We start from the raw sequence: 17,015 nt of genomic DNA on the forward strand, positions 1-17,015 counted from the left end.
GAATCCTCGGCCGTAGCAAGAACAGGCCGAACAGGAGTGAAGATTTGACCGACGTCGACGTGATCATCGTGGGGGCCGGCCCGACCGGTCTGATGCTGGCCGCCGAACTGTGGCTGGCCGGTGCGCGCCCGCTGATCCTGGAACGGCGGCCGGAACAGGGCAAGACACCGAAGGCCCACGGCCTGAGCGGGCAGATCCTGGACGTGCTGCACCATCGCGGCCTGCTGGAGAAGGTCCGGGGACTCGTCACCGATCCCGTCCCGGCCCACCGTTTCCCGTTCGGCGGGGTGCACGTCGACCTCACCCGGTTCGAGGAGCCGCCGCTGAAGGCGCTCTCGGTGCGCCAGCCGCTGTTGGAGCGGTTGCTGGAGGAGCACGCCGTCGGACTCGGCGCGGAGGTCCGTCGCGGGCACGAGGTCGTCGGACTGTCCCAGGACGACGCTTCGGTGACGGCCAGGATCCGCGGGCCGGAGGGGGAGTACGAGGTGACCGCCCCGTACCTGGTGGGCTGCGACGGCGGGCGCAGTCCGATCCGGGCGATGGCCGGCATCGGATTCCCCGGCACCACCTATCCCGAGGTCAACCGGATCGGGCAGGTCAAGATCCCCGACGGGCTGACCGTGCACGACAACGGCGACATCGAGACGCCGGAACTCGGCCGGATCGCGGCGGGTTTCACGCGCACCGAGACCGGTGTGTTCGCGCTCGGTTCGCTGACGCCGGGGATCGTGTTCATCCAGACCACCGAGGACGACCCCGGCGAGGTCGACGACGACGTGCCGATGACCCTGGCCGAGTTCGGGGAGAGCATCCGGCGCGTCCTCGGCGAGGAGGTCCCGCTGGGCGAACCGGTCCGGCTCTCGCGCTACCAGTTCTCCGCACGCCAGGCGGAGCGTTATCGCGAGGGCAGGGTCCTGCTGGCGGGCGACGCGGCCCACCTGCTGCCGTCCACCGGAACGGCGATCAACGTCGGGATGTCCGACTCGGTCAACCTTGCCTGGAAGCTGGCCGCCGAGATCCAGGGACGGGCTCCGGAAGGGCTGCTGGACACCTATCACACGGAACGGCACGCCGCCGGTGCCCGCGCGCTCCTGCAGTCGCAGGCGCAGGTCGCGTTGCGGCGCGGGCACGACGAGGCCGCCGAAGCGCTCCGCGCGGTCTTCCAGGAGTTGCTGGAGGACGAGCAGGCCGCGCGACGGCTGTCGTCCCACGTCGCCGGGACCGACCTGCGCTACCCGGCGCCCGGTTCCGCGCACCCGCTCGCCGGCACGTTCGTCCCGGATCTCGCGCTGGAGACCGACGAGGGCGCGACCAGCGTCGCCGCACTGCTGCGTTCGGCTCGGCCGGTCCTGCTCGACCTGGCCGGGCGGCCGGAGCTCCGTGAACTCGCGGAGGCGGCGGGTGTCGACGTCCGCACCGCGAAGGCCGAGGACCGGCCCGCCGACGCCCTGCTGATCCGCCCGGACGGGTACGTCGCCTGGGCGGGGGACGACGCCGAGGGCCTTCGCGAATCGCTGGCGGCCTGGTTCGGCGCCTGACCCCCACGCATTTCGTCCTCTGGATGCGGTGCTTGCGTGTGCAAGGAGCGCGTTCAGAGGACGAAACGCGGGGAGTCAGCGGCCGATGACGTCCGACCCGTACCGCTTCAGCGTTTCTTCCCGCTGATCGTGCATGAGGTACAGCGCGAACTGGTCCACGCCCAGCGAAGCCAGCTCCTCCAGCCGCTCCACATGCGCCGAAGGCGGTCCCACCAAACAGAACCGGTCGACGATCTCGTCCGGCACGAAGTCGGTCGAGGGGTTCCCCGCCCGCCCGTGGTGCGAGTAGTCGTAGCCCTGCCGCTCACGGATGTAGTCGGTCAGCTCGCGCGGCACCGGCCCGGAATCGCCGTACCGCTCCACGAGATCCGCGACGTGGTTGCCGACCATCCCGCCGAACCAGCGCAGCTGCTCCCGCTGGTGCGCCACGTCGTCCCCGACGTACGCCGGGGCCGCGAGGCAGATCGTGATCCCGCCCGGATCCCGTCCCGCCGCCCGGGCCGCCTCGCGGACCGAACCGATGGTCCACCGGGCGATCGCGGGATCGGCGCACTGGAGGATGAAACCGTCCGCGTGCTCACCGACCGTCTTCAACGCCTTCGGCCCGTAGCCCGCCATCCACATTTCGAGCCTGCCGTTGCGGATCCAGGGGATCTGGACCGGTTTGTCCCGCAACAGGACCTCGCGCCCCTCGGCCAGCTCCTTGACCACGTGCATGCAGTCGCGCACGGTGGCCAAAGTGGACGGTGGCATGCCGACCACCCGGTGCGCCGAGTCGCCGCGGCCGATCCCGCACACCGTCCGGTTGCCGTACATGTCGTTGAGCGTGGCGAAGGTCGACGCCATCACCGACCAGTCCCGGGTGGCCGGGCTGGTCACCATCGGGCCCACGATCATCGACGACGTCGCCGCGAGGATCTGCGAGTAGATGACGAACGGTTCCTGCCACAGCACGCACGAGTCGAACGTCCAGCCGTAGCGGAAACCCTGATCCTCGGCGGCCTTCATCAGCCGCACGAGGTCGCGCGCGGGCGGATCGGTCTGGAGGACAATCCCGAAATCCACGGTCACCGCCTCAGCTCAGGTACTGGTTCAGGTCGCGCGAGAGGAATTTCCCGTGCGTCGTACTGCCCGAGAACCCGGACGGCGACACCACCACGCGGCCACGCGAGAGCACCGTCTCGACCTTCCCGGTGATCTCCATCCCTTCGTAGGCCGAGTAATCCACGTTCATGTGGTGCGTCTCGACCGACAGGGTCTGCTTCGCCGCCGGGTCGTAGATGACGATGTCCGCGTCCGAACCCGCCGCGATGACACCCTTGCGCGGGTACAGGCCGAACATCCGCGCCGGGGTGGTCGAGCAGGTCTCGACCCAGCGGCCGAGGGTGAGCTCGCCCGCCACGACCCCTTGGTGCAGCAGGTCCATCCGGTGCTCGACGCCGGGGATCCCGTTGGGGATCGCGCGGAAGTCGCCGCGGCCGAGTTCCTTCTGGTCCTTGAAACAGAAGGGACAGTGATCCGTCGACACCACCGAGAGGTCGTTGGTCCGCAGCCCTCGCCACAGGTCCGTCTGATGCGACTTCTCGCGCAGCGGCGGAGAAGCGACGTACTTGGAGCCCTCGAAATCCGGCTTCGCCAAGTCCTCGATGGACAGATAGAGATACTGAGGACACGTCTCCGCGAAGACGTTCTGCCCGTCGTTGCGCGCTTCCGCGACCGCCGCCAGCGCCTGCGACGCCGAGAGGTGCACGATGTACAGCGGCGCCCCGGTCACCTTGGCCAGCTGGATCGCGCGCGACGTCGCCTCGCCCTCCAGTTCCGGCGGCCGGGTGAGGCCGTGCTGCACCGGGTCGATCTTCCCGGCGGCGAAAGCCTGCGCGGCCAGCTGGTCGATCGCGATGCCGTTCTCCGCGTGCATCATGATCGTCGCGCCGATCTCGCGCGCCTTCTGCATGGCCAGCAGGATTTCGCCGTCCGTGGAGTAGAAGACCCCCGGGTACGCCATGAACATCTTGAAGCTGCCGACCCCGCCGTCGACACAGGCTTGCATCTCCTTCAACGACGAATCGTTGACGTCGGAGACGATCATGTGGAAGCCGTAGTCGATGGCGCAGTTGCCGTCGGCCTTCTTGTGCCACTTGTCCATAGTGGACAGCAAGGAAGTGCCTTTGGCCTGGACGGCGAAGTCGATGATCGTGGTGGTCCCGCCCCACGCCGCCGCCGTCGTCCCGGTGCCGAAGGTGTCGACGGAATGCGTCCCGCCGAACGGCATCTCCATATGGGTGTGCGCGTCGATCCCGCCGGGCAGCACGTACTTCCCGGTGGCGTCGATGGTCTCGTCGGCCGGCCCGAGCGTGCCCGGGGCGCCGACGGCCACGATGATCTCGCCGTCGACGAGGACGTCCGCCGCCGAAGCGCCCGCCGTGGACAGCACCTGCCCGCCGCTGATGAGGGTGGTCATCACGCCTCCGCGAGGGGTCCGTAGCTGTCGGGACGCCGGTCTCGGTAGAAGGCCCACAGATCCCGTACCTCGGCGAGTTTCGCCATGTCGAGGTCGCGGACGACGATCTCCTCCTCGGTGTCGGACGCCGCTTCGCCGACGAGCTGGCCGCGCGGGTCGGCGAAGTACGATTGACCATAGAAGTCGTTGTCGCCCAAGGGTTCCACGCCGACACGGTTGATCGTGCCGACGTAGTACTCGTTCGCGACGGCGGCCGCGGGCTGCTCCAGCCGCCACAGGTACTCCGAGAGACCCCGGCTCGTCGCCGACGGGTTGAACACGATCTTCGCGCCCGCCAGGCCCAGCGCGCGCCAGCCCTCCGGGAAGTGCCGCTCGTAACAGATGTAGACGCCGATGCGGCCGACGGCGGTGTCGAACACCGGGTAACCCATGTTCCCGGGCCGGAAGTAGAACTTCTCCCAGAAGCCCTTCACCTGCGGGATGTGGTTCTTGCGGTGCTTGCCGAGGTACGTGCCGTCGGCGTCGATCACCGCGGCGGTGTTGTAGTACACGCCGGGCTGCTCGACCTCGTACATCGGCACGACCAGCACGACACCGTGGCGTTCGGCTACCTCCTGCATGAGCTTCGTCGTCGGCCCGTCGGGGATGCCTTCGGTGTAGGAGTAGTAATCGGTGTCCTGCACCTGGCAGAAATACGGGCCGTAGAACAACTCCTGCAGGCAGACGACCTGGGCGCCCTGCGAAGCGGCCTTGCCGATGGCTTCGACCGCGTTCGCGATCATGGACTCCTTGTCACCGGTCCACCGCTGCTGGATCAATCCGGCTCGGACCACGTCGCTCACTTGCGTCCTCCTTATTGCTGGTGCGGTTGCGTTCGGGCAGGGACAGCAGCAGGTAGACGACGAAAGCGCCCGCCAGGCCGACGACCCAGTTGTAGTCGTAAAGCGGTTTGAGGACCGGGATCAGCCCGTCGGCGGGGAACGGCCCGCCGTACGCGCCGCCGACCGAGAGCACGGCACCGACCAGTGTCGCGACCAGCGCGCGCCAGTTCCAGCCGCCGTTGAACCAGTAGACGCCGCGTTCGGAGTAAAGGTCCCGCAGTTTCAGTTCGGTGCGGTTGACGACCCAGTAGCCGGCGACGAGCACCCCGGCGACGGCGCCGAGCAGGCCGCCGTAGAACCCGAGCCACGCGAAGATGTAGATGTTCGGGTCGGAGTAGAGCCGCCACGGCTGGATGAGGATGCCGATGATCCCGGTGATCAGCCCGCCGACGGCGAAGGTGATCTTCTTCGGGAACGCGTTGGAGAAGTCGTAGGACGGGCTGACCACGTTGGCCGCGAGGTTCGCCGAAACGGTCGCCAGCACCAGCGCGATCAGCGCGACCACCACGACGACCGGGGAGTCGAACCGGTCGGCCAGTTTCGCCGGATCCCAGATCTGCTCGCCGTAGAGGACGCTGCCGCCCGAGGTGGTCAGGATCGCGACGATCGCGATGAACGTCATCGTGGTCGGCAGGCCGAGGATCTGGCCGCGGACCTGCTTGCCCTGGCTGCCGCCGAAGCGGGTGAAGTCCGGCATGTTGAGCGAAAGCGTCGACCAGAACGCGATCATCGCCATCAGCGACGGCGCGAACACCTTCCAGAAGTCCGGCCCCCAGCCGAGTTTCCCGGGTTCGGCCAGGATGGGGCCGAGCCCGCCCGCCTTGACCAGCACATAGCCCAGCAGGATCAGGAAACCGACCGACACCAGCGGCGCCGTCCAGTTCTCGAACCGGCGGACCGCCTCCATCCCGCGCCAGATGATGAGCATCTGGAACAGCCAGAACAGTCCGAAGGAGAGCCAGAGCGTCCAGTGCTGGCCGAGGACGACCGCGGAGTCCTTCCAGGCGGGACCCGCCAGCCTCCCGACGATGATGTAGATCGCCTCGCCGCCGACCCAGGTCTGGATGCCGAACCAGCCGCACGCGATGAACGCCCGCAGCAACGCCGCCAGATTCGCGCCGCGCATGCCGAAGAAGGCGCGGGCGAACACCGGGAACGGGATGCCGTACTTCGTCCCGGCGTGGCTGTTGAGCAGCATCGGGGCCAGCACGATCAGGTTGCCGATGGTGATCGTGAGCAGTGCTTGGACCCAGTTCATCCCGAGCGCGATCAGCGACGCCGCGAGCGCGTAGGACGGGATGTTGTGCGCCATGCCCATCCACAGCGCGAAGTAGGTGTAGGTGGTCCAGGTCCGCTTTTCGACCGGTACCGGGGCGAGTTCTTCGTTGTAGAAGCGGCTGTCCTTCAAGGACTCGACCTCGCCGAGTTCTACCCGGCCATCAGGGTGCACGTGCTGCGTTCCGCGTGCCGTCGGCTCCATTGCGGAATCGTGCTCGCCCGCCCCGCGCGGGTGGGACTGGCAGACTGTTCACTGTTGATGGCGTCGGAGCGCAGACTGTCGATTGCTTTCGAAGGATCACGGTGCATGACCTGCGTCACACACACGCACGTAGTAATCCGGCAAACCGGCTGAAACATCTCCACAGGATCTCCACAGCTCACCCGGATGGTCTCCACGGCCGGTGCTTACAGTCATCCCCATGGAACTGGGAGGACGCCGGGTGCTGGTCGTCGAGGACGACGTGACCATCGCCGAAAGCATCGCCGCGCGGTTGCGGGCCGAGGGATTCTCGGTGGATCTGGCGCACGACGGCCCGTCCGGTGTCGAGACGGACGCCGAGCGGGAGCCGGACCTGGTGGTGCTCGACGTGATGCTGCCCGGCTTCGACGGGCTGGAGGTCTGCCGCCGGATCCAGGCCCGCCGCCCGGTCCCGGTGCTGATGCTGACCGCCCGGTCGGACGAGACGGACATGCTGATCGGTCTCGGCGTCGGCGCGGACGACTACCTCACCAAACCGTTCTCCATGCGGGTGCTCTCGGCCAGGGTGCACGCGCTGCTGCGCCGCGTCGAACGGTCGGCCCGCACCGACGTGAGCGAAGCGGGCACGAAGATCGTGCTCGGCGACCTCGAGATCGACGTCGACCAGCGGCGGGTCACGCGCGCGGGCGCGCCCGCCCAGCTGACGCCGATCGAGTTCGACCTCCTCGTCCACTTCGCGAAGCGGCCGCGGGCGGTCCAGCCGAGAGAGCGCCTGCTGAGCGAGGTCTGGGACTGGGACGTCGCGGGCACCGGTTCGGGCACCCGCGCGGTCGACAGCCACATCAAGGCGCTGCGCCGCAAACTGGGCGCGGACCTCATCCGCACCGTGCACGGCGTCGGCTACGCCCTGGAGGTGGGATCGTGAAGCTGCGCCCGCTGTTCGGCCGGATCGTCGACATGCTCCCGAGACCGCTCGACCCGGTCCGCTCCATCAAGCTCAAGCTCGCGATCCTGCTGGTGTCCTCGGGCGGGATCGCGTTCGCCTTCTTCAACTGGCAGATCGGCTGGCTGCCGCCGCGGACCACGATCGCGGCCATGGTGCTGGCCGTGGTCACCTCGCAGATCCTGGCGCACGGGATGACCAGGCCGCTGCGCGAGATGACCGCCGCCGCCCGCGCGATGGCCAAGGGCGACTACACCCGCCGCGTCCGGGCGACCGCCCGCGACGAGGTCGGGGAGCTGGCGCACGCCTTCAACCAGATGGCCGCCGACCTCGACGCCTCGGATCAGCGCCGTCGCGAGCTGATCGCCAACGTCTCCCACGAACTCCGCACGCCGATCACCGCGCTGAACGGGGTGCTGGAGAACCTGGTCGACGGGGTCGCCCAAGCCGATCCGGCGACGCTGAAGACCGCGCTGCAGCAGACCGAACGCCTCGGCAGGCTGGTCTCGGAGCTGCTCGACCTCTCGCGGATCGACGCCGGGGCTTTTCCGCTGCAGCTGGAGGAGTTCGACCTCGAACTGCTGCTGGAGGAGGTCGCCGCCGAAGCGGGGGTGACCGCCGCCGCGACCGGTCGTGGCGTGGGGTTCGCCGTCGACGTCCAGCCGCCCGGCGCGACCGCCGTCGCCGACCGCGGCCGGCTCTACCAGGTCGTGGTCAACCTGCTCGACAACGCCGTCCGGCACGGGCCGTCCGGGGGAGAGGTCCGCGTGCGGGCGGAGGCACGCGGGGCCGACGTCGTCATCGAGGTCGAAGACGAAGGCCCCGGGATCCCGCCGGGCGAGCGGGACAGCGTGTTCGAACGGTTCACCCGCGGCGAGCGGGCGGGCGGCGGGGGCACCGGCCTCGGTCTCGCGATCGCCCGGTGGGTGGTCGACCTCCACGACGGCAGCATCGCCGTGGTGACGCCCGAACACCGGACCGGCTGCGTCATCCGCGTCGTGATCCCCGTTCCCTAGGTCCCGGCCGCGCTTCCCTCGGCGGCCCCTCACGTCCCACGATATGTGCTTTCGCAAACTGGAGGGCTCGATGAGCGAAGAAGAGAAGGACAAGCAGGCGCACGCCTCCCCGCCCTCGGCGGCGGCCACCTTGCCGCCCGCGCCGCCGGTGCCGATCCTGCATCGGCCCACTCCGCCGCCGAAGTCGTCGATCGTCCCGCTGCCCGGTTCGGTCCTGCCCGCGGCGGTCGCGACCGGGCTGATCGCCGCCGTGGTCATGCCGGACGACCCCGGGGTCGGCTGGTTCGTGGCAGGCCTCGCCTTCGCGGTGGCCGTCTACTTCGCCGACAAACGGGCCCGCGGCGCCGCCGGACCACACTTCGGCCTGGCTGGCGCGTTGTGGACGGTGGCCGCGCTCGGGCTGCTCGCGGTCGGCATGTTCCGAGCTTCGGTGTGGCTGAACGTGTTGTGCGTGCTGACCGCCTGTGTCGCGGGATCGCTGGCGGTGGTCGGGAAACGCACCGTCAACACGATCGTCTACGACGTCTTCGCGGTCCCGATCGAGGCGCTGCTTTCGGTTCCGTGGATCGGGCGCGGGCTGGTGAAGCTCGGGAAGAGGACGGAAGGCCGCGGCAGGCCGAAGTTCCTGGTGCCCGTGCTGGTGAGCGCCTTGCTTCTGCTGGTGTTCGTGCCGCTGCTGCGGGGCGCGGACGCCGCGTTCGCGAACGTCGTCGACGCGGTGATCCCCGAGCTGAACCCGGACGTCTTCGTGCGCTGGGGTTTCCTCTTCGTGGTGGCCGCGTTCGCCGTCACCGGGGCGTGCTACCTGCTGGCGGCGCCGCCGCTGCCCGCCGACGACGACGCGCCGCGCAAACGACTCGCGCACCGGCTCGAATGGACGTTGCCGCTGGGGGTGCTGGTGCTGCTGTTCACGAGTTTCGTCGTGGTCCGGCTCGTCGTGCTGTTCGGCGGCAGCGAATACGTCCTGGTCACGAGCGGTCTGACGGCGGCCGAGTACGCCAGGAGCGGGTTCTGGCAGCTGTCCGCGATCACCGTGCTGACCCTCCTGCTGGTCGCCGCCGCGCTGCGGTGGGCGCCGAAGTCCTCGGTGGCCGATCGTGCCTGGCAGCGGGGGCTGCTCGGCGCGTTGAGCGTGCTCAGCCTGGTGCTGGTCGCGTCCGCGTTGAGTCGCATGTGGACATACCAGCAGGCGTACGGGTTCACCGTGCTGAGGCTGCTGGTGGAGGTCTGCGAACTGTGGATCGGCCTGATCTTTTTGCTGGTACTGGCATCCCTGGTCCCGCTGCGGTCGTCCTGGCTGCCGCGCGCGGCCATCGGCGCCGCCGTGGTGGCGCTGCTGGGGCTGGCGCTCCTCGACCCGGAACGGTTCATCGCCGACCGCAACATCGACCGGCTGGCCGACGGCAAGTCGCTCGACACCGGTTATCTGTCACGGTTTTCGGCCGACGTCGTGCCGTCGGCCGATCGGCTCCCCGAACCGCTGCGGTCCTGCGTGCTCGGACCGGTCGTGACCGGAATCTCGCAAGATGATTGGCGCGGATGGAACCTGAGCCGGTCCCTCGCGCGTCAGACCCCCGTTGCCGCGAAGGACGGGATCGGGTGCCGGTACCCGATCCGTTCTTGAGCCGTGACACCACGGCCTTGATCGCCCTCCTGGGGGTGAGGGCGATCAAGGCGGTGGTGAACCGCGCCCGCCGGGCCACCGAGGGGGAGGCCCGGCGGAAGCCTTGCGCGGCAACGATTTCCGGTCTTGTCAGAAAGTGAAGACGCCGGCCGACTCGGTGTCGGCGACGCAGCGGTTGGCGTACGAGGTGCGGTAGGTGACCGGTTCGCCGCGCCATTTGCCGACCGCGGAGACGTCCACCGGGTTGTACTCCAGGGTGCAGGCCCGCGGTTCCGAGCGCAGCCTGTCGAACTTCCCGTCCACTTCGGACAGTTTGGCGCAGGCGCCGCCGCGTCCCGGGTGTGAACCCCCGGTGGGCTCGCAGGTGAGCGAGACGGTGCCGACCCGGCCTCGTGCGTCGTGGCTGGTCAGCTGGAACGTGGATTCGGCGGGTTGCGCCGGGGCCATGCAGGCCAGCGCGAGCACACAGGCGCCGATCGGTTCGAAGAAAGCCATATTTACCCTATCGGCTGACGTGACCCGATCACTGTGTTCCACGCTCGGGTGAGATTCACTCACCCGGACGTGTGGTCGCCGGCTTCTCGGATGTCGTGCGCGAGCAGGGCGACATAAAGGGAGAGCATCGACTCCGGATCTTCCAGCCGCACCCCGAGGACCTGCTCGATCCGGGCCAGCTGCTGGTAGTACGCGGTCCGTGAGGTGTGCGCGGCCGCCGCGGCGGCCGACTTGTTGCCCCCGTGCTCGCAGTAATGCCTCAACGCCTGAACGAGTCTGCTGCCCTGCGCGGCGTCCCTGCTCAGCAAGGGGCCGAGCTCCCGCGCCGCGAACGCGGTGATCCGCTCGTCGCCCGCCAGCAGGTGCAGCAGCCCGCGCAACCGGACGTCGTCGAGGCGGTGGACCACCCGCTCCGCGTTCTCGGCGAGCGCCGCGGCCGCGACCTGGGCGGCCTCGACGAGCGTCCGTCGCGCCTCGGCCGGTCCGCTGCCCGTCGTCCCGACCGCGACCACGGCGGGCGCGCCGGAGCGGGCCTCGTGGACGTCGGTGGCCAGCCGCCGCAGGACCGCGTCGACCCCGGCCTCCGGCGAGAGCGCGATCAGCGCGCGCACCTGCGTGTCGTCGGTGGCCACCAGCGCGGACACCTTGGCGCGGCGGGCGGCGAGCGCGGTCGCCTCGGCGAGTTCCCTCAGCAGCACCGGGGTCGACTGGGCGGACTTGGCGGTCGCGGTGATCCTGGGGCGCACGGCGACCCCGACCAGCAGCCGTCCCGTCAGCGGGACGCCCAGCGCGGACGCCCGCGCGGTCAGTTCGGCGGGCGGCACCGGGTTCGCCAGCAGTTCGGTCAGGATCGCGCGGTGCGCCTGGCGTTCGAGGCTGTCGGTGTCCTTGGCGACCAGCCGGTGCACCGCGAGCGCGGACGCGGCGCGTTCGGCGACCACGACGTGCCGGTGCGGCGGCGGATCCCCGCAGACGAGGACCAGCCGTCCCCAGTCGTGCCCGCGCGCGCCGACCACGGTGATCAGCCAGCCCGCGCCCGCGTGGAAGCCGGTCCGCTCGCCGACCTGCACCGGCCGCGACCGCGACGGCCAGCCGGGCAGCAGCTCGCCGGGGTCGGCGCCCGCCGTGTCGTAGGCGAGGACCTCGTGCGACAGCGTCTCCAGGACGACGGGATGTTCGGTGAGCCTCGCGACCTCGCGCAGGATGTCGCCCGGTTCGGCGCCGGCGATCGTCAGCGCGGTGAAGGTCTCGTGGACCCGTTCCGCCGCGCGCAGTTCGTCGACCTGGGCGTCGACGATCAGCCCGTTCACCGCCTCGGTGACCGACACGAACCGCGTCTCCCGCGAAAGGGTGATCAGCGGGACGCCGTGCCGGTCCGCGGCCTCGACCAGCGCGGGCGGCAGCTTCTCGCTCCAATGCCGGACCAGTTCGACGACGACCCCGGCCACTCCGACCCCCGCCAGGTCGGCGACGTACCGGGCGAGCGCGGGACCGTCGTCGGGCAGCGCGACCCCGGTGGTGAGCACGAGCTCCCCGCCGCGCAGCAGCGGGGCGATGTCCGCGACCTCGGCGACGTGCGCCCAGCGGACCGGCGCGTCCAGCCCCGCCGCCCCCGCCACCACATGCGGCCTGCCCTGACGCAGCACCGGCAGCGCGAGCACCTCGGCGACGGTCGGGTACATCGGCCTCCCACCTGGTCGGAACGCAGAGAGACAGACTGTACGGCCGGGACCGGGAGTCCGTACACGTTGCCGATGGCGTCGGTGTGGCGCGCGCACCCAGACTCGACCGGGAGCAGGCACCCGGACCAGGAAGGCGGACCCCGTGACCGACCGGATCAACCACTGGATGGACGGCAAACCGTACGAAGGCGTGAGCGAACGATCCGGTGACGTGTTCGACCCGGCCACCGGGCAGGTGCGGGCGAAGGTCGCCTTCGCGGCGCAGGAAGACGTCGACGCCGCCGTAGCGGCCGCGTCCCGGGCGTTGCCGGGCTGGCGCGGGACGTCCCTGGCCGGGCGGACGCGGGTGCTGTTCGCCTTCCGCGAGCTGCTTTCGGCGCGGCGTCACGAGCTGGCGAAGATCGTCACCGGCGAACACGGCAAGGTCGAATCCGACGCGGCGGGCGAGGTCGCGCGCGCCATCGAGAACGTCGAGTACGCCTGCGGCGCCGCGCAGATGCTCAAGGGCGGGTTCAGCGAGAACGCCTCGACCGGCGTCGACGTCTACTCGATCTCGCAGCCCCTGGGCGTCGTCGGCGTGATCTCGCCGTTCAACTTCCCCGCGATGGTCCCGCTGTGGTTCGTGCCGAACGCGCTCGCCTGCGGCAACACCGTCGTGCTCAAACCGAGCGAGAAGGACCCGTCCGCGGCGGTGTTCATCGCGGAACTGTTCGCCGAGGCGGGCCTGCCCGACGGCGTCCTCAACGTCCTGCACGGGGACAAGGTCGCCGTCGACGGGCTGCTGGAACACCGCGACGTCAAGGCGATCTCGTTCGTCGGGTCGACGCCGATCGCGAAGTACGTCTACGAAACCGGGACCAGGCACGGGAAACGCGTGCAGGCGCTCGGCGGCGCGAAGAACCACATGGTCGTCCTCCCGGACGCCGACCTCGACCTCGCCGCCGACGCGGCCGTCTCCGCGGGCTTCGGCTCGGCGGGGGAGCGGTGCATGGCGGTGTCGGTCGTCGTCGCGGTCGACCCGGTCGGCGACGAACTGGTCGCGAAGATCGCCGAGCGCATCTCGCGGCTGCGCGTCGGTGACGGCATGCGGCCGGAGTCGGAGATGGGCCCGCTGGTGACCGCGGCGCACCACGAACGCGTCGAGTCCTATGTGGAGGCGGGAGTCCAAGCGGGCGCCCGGCTCGTCGTCGACGGCCGCGGCATCGAGGTCGACGGCGAGGACGGCGGCTTCTGGCTCGGCCCGACGCTGTTCGACCAGGTCACGCCGGACATGTCGATCTACACCGACGAGATCTTCGGCCCGGTGCTGGCGGTCGCGCGGGCCGAGGGTTACGACGCGGCGCTGGAGCTGATCAACGCCAACGCCTACGGCAACGGCACCGCGATCTTCACCAACGACGGGCGGGCCGCGCGCCGGTTCCAGAACGAGGTCGAGGTCGGGATGGTCGGCGTGAACGTGCCGATCCCGGTGCCGGTCGGCTACTACTCGTTCGGCGGCTGGAAGGACTCGCTGTTCGGCGACAGCCACGCCTACGGGCCGGAGGGGTTCCACTTCTTCACGCGGACGAAGGTCGTCACGTCGCGGTGGCCGGACCCGTCGCAGGGCGGAGTCAACCTCGGGTTCCCCCGCAACAGCTGAGCCGAAGGGGACCATCCCCGCACAGGACGCGGCGAAGGGCGCTTTCACCTCATCTCATGCGGTGAAAGCGTCCTTCGGCTCCCCGGGCACTATGCCTTCCGTAAACTCGTTGTGAGGACGAGCCGAAGGAGGTGCAGGTGGCCAACGCGGAAGAGCGCCGTTTCGAAGTGCTGCGCGCGATCGTCGCCGACTACGTGTCGAACCAGGAGCCGGTCGGATCCAAGGCGATCGTCGACCGCCACAACCTCGGTGTGTCCAGCGCCACCGTGCGCAACGACATGGCGGCGCTGGAGGAAGAGGGCTACATCACACAGCCCCACACCAGCGCCGGGCGCATCCCCACCGACAAGGGGTACCGGCTCTTCGTCGACCGGATCGCCGAGGTCAAACCGCTCAGCTCGGCCGAACGCCGGGCCATCACGGCCTTCCTCGACAGCGGCACCGACGTCGACGACGTCCTGCGCCGGTCCGTCCGGCTGCTCGCCCAGCTGACCAGGCAGGTCGCGGTCATCCAGTACCCGATGATGACCAACTCCGCCGTCCGTCACCTGGAAGTGGTGCCGCTCACCCCCGCCCGGCTGATGCTGGTGCTGATCACCGACTCCGGCCGGGTCGACCAGCGCACCGTCGACCTCGGGGACGTCGTCACCGAGGAGAGCGTCGGCAGGTTGCGCACGGTGCTCAACGGGGCGCTGGCGGGACGCCGGCTTTCCGAGGCCGCGGCGGCGGTCGCCGAACTGCCCGAGAAGTCGCCGGGCGAGCTGCGCGACAGCCTCACCCGCGTCTGCACCGTACTGGTGGAATCGCTGGTCGAGCACCCGGAAGAACGGCTGGTGCTGGGCGGCACGGCGAACCTCACCCGCAACGTCTCGGACTTCCCGGGATCACTCCGGCAGGTGCTGGAGGCGCTCGAGGAGCAGGTCATCGTGCTCAAGCTCCTCGCGGCCGCCCGCAACCCCGGTGCGATCACCGTGCGCATCGGTGAGGAAAATGAGGACGAGCAGATGCGCAGCACCTCGGTGGTGTCCATCGGCTATGGCATGGACGACCTGCTGCTGGGCGGGATGGGCGTCGTCGGGCCCACCAGGATGGACTACCCGAACACCATCGCCGCGGTACGTGCGGTGGCGAACTACGTGGGGCAGATCCTCTCCGGCCGCTGAACGCGGCGTTGAGGTCTAAGTCAGAAGGAGAAGGCGGAGACGGTGGCGAGGGACTATTACGGCATTCTCGGGGTTGCGAAGAACGCGACGGATCAGGAGATCAAGCGCGCGTACCGCAAGCTGGCCCGTGAACTGCACCCCGACGTCAACCCGTCGGAGGACGCCCAGCACCGCTTCGGCGAGGTGACCACCGCGTACGAGGTGCTGTCTGATCCGCAGAAGCGCAAGGTCGTCGACCTCGGCGGCGACCCGATGGACGGCGGCGCGCGCGGTGGCGGCGGCGGAGACCCGTTCGCGGGCTTCGGCGGCCTCGGCGACATCATGGACGCCTTCTTCGGCGCCGCGGGTGGTGGCGGCGGTCGCGGCCGCGGTCCCCGCAGCCGCGTGCAGCCCGGGTCCGACGCGCTCATCCGCCTCGGCCTGACGCTGGAGGACTGCGCCACCGGCGTCGACCGCGAGATCACCGTCGACACCGCCATCGTCTGCGACCTGTGCCGCGGCGCCGGTGCGACCGAAGGTACCGGCACCAAGACCTGCGACACCTGCGGCGGCGCCGGCGAGGTCCAGTCCGTGCAGCGGTCCTTCCTCGGTCAGGTCGTCACCGCCCGCCCCTGCCCGGTCTGCCGCGGCTTCGGCGAGGTCATCCCCGACCCCTGCCGCCAGTGCGGCGGCGACGGCCGCGTCCGCGCCCGCCGCAACGTCACCGCCAAGATCCCGCCGGGCGTCGGCGACGGCATGCGCATCCGGCTCTCCGGCCAGGGCGAGGTCGGCCCCGGCGGCGGCCCGGCGGGCGACCTGTACGTCGAGATCGACGAGGCGCCGCACGAGGTGTTCGTCCGGCAGGGCAACGACCTGCACTGCAACTTCCGCATCCCGATGACCACCGCCGCCCTCGGCGCCACGGTGCCCATCGAGACGCTCATCGACGGCGACTACGAACTCGACATCGAACCGGGCACCCAGCCCGCCACCGAACTCGTGCTCACCGCCAAGGGCATGCCGCGCCTGCGGTCCTCCGGCCGCGTCGACGGCCGCGGCGACCTGCACGTCCACATCGACGTCGTCGTGCCGACCAAACTCGACGACGCGCAGCGCGAGCTCCTCATCGACCTGGCGCAGCAGCGCGGCGAAGACGTGCCTTCCCTGTCTTCGAACGGTTCCAAGCCCGGCGGGCTGTTCTCCAAGCTGCGCACCAAGAACCACCGGTAACCCGTGCCCGAGACGACACTGCCGGTCTTCCTCACCGAAACGCTGCCCGGATCCGGGCGCACCACGCTCGACGGCGAGGAAGCCCGGCACGCCGCCACCGTCCGGCGGCTGCGCGTCGGCGAACGCCTTGTCCTCTCCGACGGCGAAGGCGGCATGGCGCGCTGCGTCGTCGAAGCCGTCCAGGCAGGCCGCGACGCGGCACTCACCCTCACCATCGAAGAACACTGGACCGAGGACCCGCCCGCACAGCGCGTCATCGTCGCCCAGGCACTCGCCAAAGGCGACCGCGGCGAACTCGCCGTCGAACTCGCCACCGAGGCGGGCGCCGACGCCATCGTCCCCTGGCGCGCCGCCCGCAGCGTCGCCCGCTGGGAAGACGGAACCCGCGGCGACAAAGCCCTCAACCGCTGGCGCACCACCGCCCGCGCCGCCGCCAAACAGGCCCGCCGCGCCCACGTCCCCGAAGTCGCCGAGCCCGTCACCACCCGCGAACTCGCCGAACTCGCCCAGACCGTTTCCCGCGCCCTCGTCCTCGAATCCGGCATCACCACCCGGCTCACCGAGATCGAACTCCCGGCACAAGGCGACATCCTCCTCGTCGTCGGCCCCGAGGGCGGCGTCACCGACGAAGAACTCACCACCCTCACCGACGCCGGCGCGACCGCCATCCGGTTGGGCCCCACCGTTTTGCGCACCTCCACCGCCGCCGCCGTCGCGCTCGGCGCGCTCGGAGTTCTCACCGACCGCTGGACGTGAAAAAACACCCCACTAATTTGCGGCCGGTTATGGCCAGGCCAAGGGGAAGCCGACCTTGTTCTGCAGGAGCTCACGTTCTGCGGCAAGTTGGTCGAAAACCATCTTGGTCGAATCTTTGCTGCCCGTGT

14 protein-coding genes are annotated in these 17,015 nt (G+C 69.9%); 8 read left to right on the forward strand and 6 right to left on the reverse strand.

Annotated elements, in window-relative coordinates:
• The first annotated feature begins 44 nt into the window (after positions 1 to 44).
• On the forward strand, positions 45 to 1,538 hold the full coding sequence (locus AB0N89_RS19405) for an FAD-dependent monooxygenase (RefSeq protein WP_364206204.1): 1,494 nt from the start codon (positions 45 to 47) through the stop codon (positions 1,536 to 1,538).
• Positions 1,539 to 1,613: 75 nt separating this feature from the next.
• On the opposite strand, the gene AB0N89_RS19410 is transcribed toward AB0N89_RS19405, so the two are convergent.
• Genes AB0N89_RS19410 through AB0N89_RS19425 form a run of 4 tightly spaced genes read right to left on the reverse strand, consistent with a single transcriptional unit; the run spans position 1,614 to position 6,360 of the window.
• Complete coding sequence (locus tag AB0N89_RS19410) at positions 1,614 to 2,603, reverse strand: TIGR03842 family LLM class F420-dependent oxidoreductase (protein WP_364206207.1); 990 nt, start codon at positions 2,601 to 2,603, stop codon at positions 1,614 to 1,616.
• Between the two features lie 10 nt (positions 2,604 to 2,613).
• Complete coding sequence (gene hydA, locus AB0N89_RS19415; RefSeq protein ID WP_364206210.1) at positions 2,614 to 3,999, reverse strand: dihydropyrimidinase; 1,386 nt, start codon at positions 3,997 to 3,999, stop codon at positions 2,614 to 2,616.
• On the reverse strand, positions 3,999 to 4,841 hold the full coding sequence (locus tag AB0N89_RS19420; RefSeq protein WP_034316377.1) for a nitrilase-related carbon-nitrogen hydrolase: 843 nt from the start codon (positions 4,839 to 4,841) through the stop codon (positions 3,999 to 4,001). The genes hydA and AB0N89_RS19420 overlap by 1 nt, the downstream gene beginning before the upstream one ends.
• Positions 4,792 to 6,360: an NCS1 family nucleobase:cation symporter-1 gene (locus AB0N89_RS19425; protein WP_364206213.1), complete on the reverse strand. Its 1,569-nt coding sequence runs from the start codon at positions 6,358 to 6,360 to the stop codon at positions 4,792 to 4,794. Before AB0N89_RS19425 ends, AB0N89_RS19420 begins: the two co-directional genes overlap by 50 nt.
• Positions 6,361 to 6,601: 241 nt before the next feature.
• Between AB0N89_RS19425 and AB0N89_RS19430 the strand changes: the two genes are divergently transcribed.
• From AB0N89_RS19430 to AB0N89_RS19440, 3 genes are all read left to right on the forward strand, one after another.
• Positions 6,602 to 7,285 carry a response regulator transcription factor gene (locus tag AB0N89_RS19430; RefSeq protein WP_364206245.1) on the forward strand — a complete coding sequence of 228 codons (684 nt, stop codon included), beginning with the start codon at positions 6,602 to 6,604 and terminating at the stop codon, positions 7,283 to 7,285.
• Positions 7,282 to 8,319 carry an ATP-binding protein gene (locus AB0N89_RS19435; protein WP_364206216.1) on the forward strand — a complete coding sequence of 346 codons (1,038 nt, stop codon included), beginning with the start codon at positions 7,282 to 7,284 and terminating at the stop codon, positions 8,317 to 8,319. Before AB0N89_RS19430 ends, AB0N89_RS19435 begins: the two co-directional genes overlap by 4 nt.
• Positions 8,320 to 8,389: 70 nt before the next feature.
• The gene (locus AB0N89_RS19440; protein ID WP_364206218.1) at positions 8,390 to 9,943 is read left to right on the forward strand and encodes a DUF4173 domain-containing protein; all 1,554 of its coding nucleotides are present in this window, start codon (positions 8,390 to 8,392) and stop codon (positions 9,941 to 9,943) included.
• Positions 9,944 to 10,072: 129 nt separating this feature from the next.
• Here AB0N89_RS19440 and AB0N89_RS19445 read toward each other — a convergent pair whose 3' ends face one another.
• Positions 10,073 to 10,438 (reverse strand): SSI family serine proteinase inhibitor, encoded by a 366-nt coding sequence (locus tag AB0N89_RS19445; RefSeq protein WP_364206221.1) that lies wholly within the window; start codon positions 10,436 to 10,438, stop codon positions 10,073 to 10,075.
• 59 nt (positions 10,439 to 10,497) lie between these two features.
• Positions 10,498 to 12,120, reverse strand: a complete 1,623-nt coding sequence (locus AB0N89_RS19450) for a PucR family transcriptional regulator (protein WP_364206224.1) — start codon at positions 12,118 to 12,120, stop codon at positions 10,498 to 10,500.
• A 142-nt stretch (positions 12,121 to 12,262) separates the two neighbouring features.
• On the opposite strand from AB0N89_RS19450, the gene AB0N89_RS19455 reads away from it, so the two are divergent.
• The 4 genes from AB0N89_RS19455 to AB0N89_RS19470 all read left to right on the forward strand — a co-directional run bounded on the left by AB0N89_RS19455 (position 12,263) and on the right by AB0N89_RS19470 (position 16,887).
• Positions 12,263 to 13,759, forward strand: a complete 1,497-nt coding sequence (locus AB0N89_RS19455) for a CoA-acylating methylmalonate-semialdehyde dehydrogenase (protein WP_364206227.1) — start codon at positions 12,263 to 12,265, stop codon at positions 13,757 to 13,759.
• 137 nt (positions 13,760 to 13,896) lie between these two features.
• Positions 13,897 to 14,922: a heat-inducible transcriptional repressor HrcA gene (gene hrcA / locus AB0N89_RS19460; protein ID WP_364206230.1), complete on the forward strand. Its 1,026-nt coding sequence runs from the start codon at positions 13,897 to 13,899 to the stop codon at positions 14,920 to 14,922.
• 42 nt (positions 14,923 to 14,964) lie between these two features.
• Positions 14,965 to 16,131 carry a molecular chaperone DnaJ gene (gene dnaJ / locus AB0N89_RS19465; protein ID WP_364206233.1) on the forward strand — a complete coding sequence of 389 codons (1,167 nt, stop codon included), beginning with the start codon at positions 14,965 to 14,967 and terminating at the stop codon, positions 16,129 to 16,131.
• A 3-nt stretch (positions 16,132 to 16,134) separates the two neighbouring features.
• Positions 16,135 to 16,887, forward strand: a complete 753-nt coding sequence (locus AB0N89_RS19470; protein WP_364206236.1) for a 16S rRNA (uracil(1498)-N(3))-methyltransferase — start codon at positions 16,135 to 16,137, stop codon at positions 16,885 to 16,887.
• The last annotated feature ends 128 nt before the right edge of the window (positions 16,888 to 17,015 follow it).

The sequence above is a fragment of the Amycolatopsis sp. NPDC089917 genome, from assembly GCF_040684635.1.
Lineage (GTDB): Bacteria > Actinomycetota > Actinomycetes > Mycobacteriales > Pseudonocardiaceae > Amycolatopsis.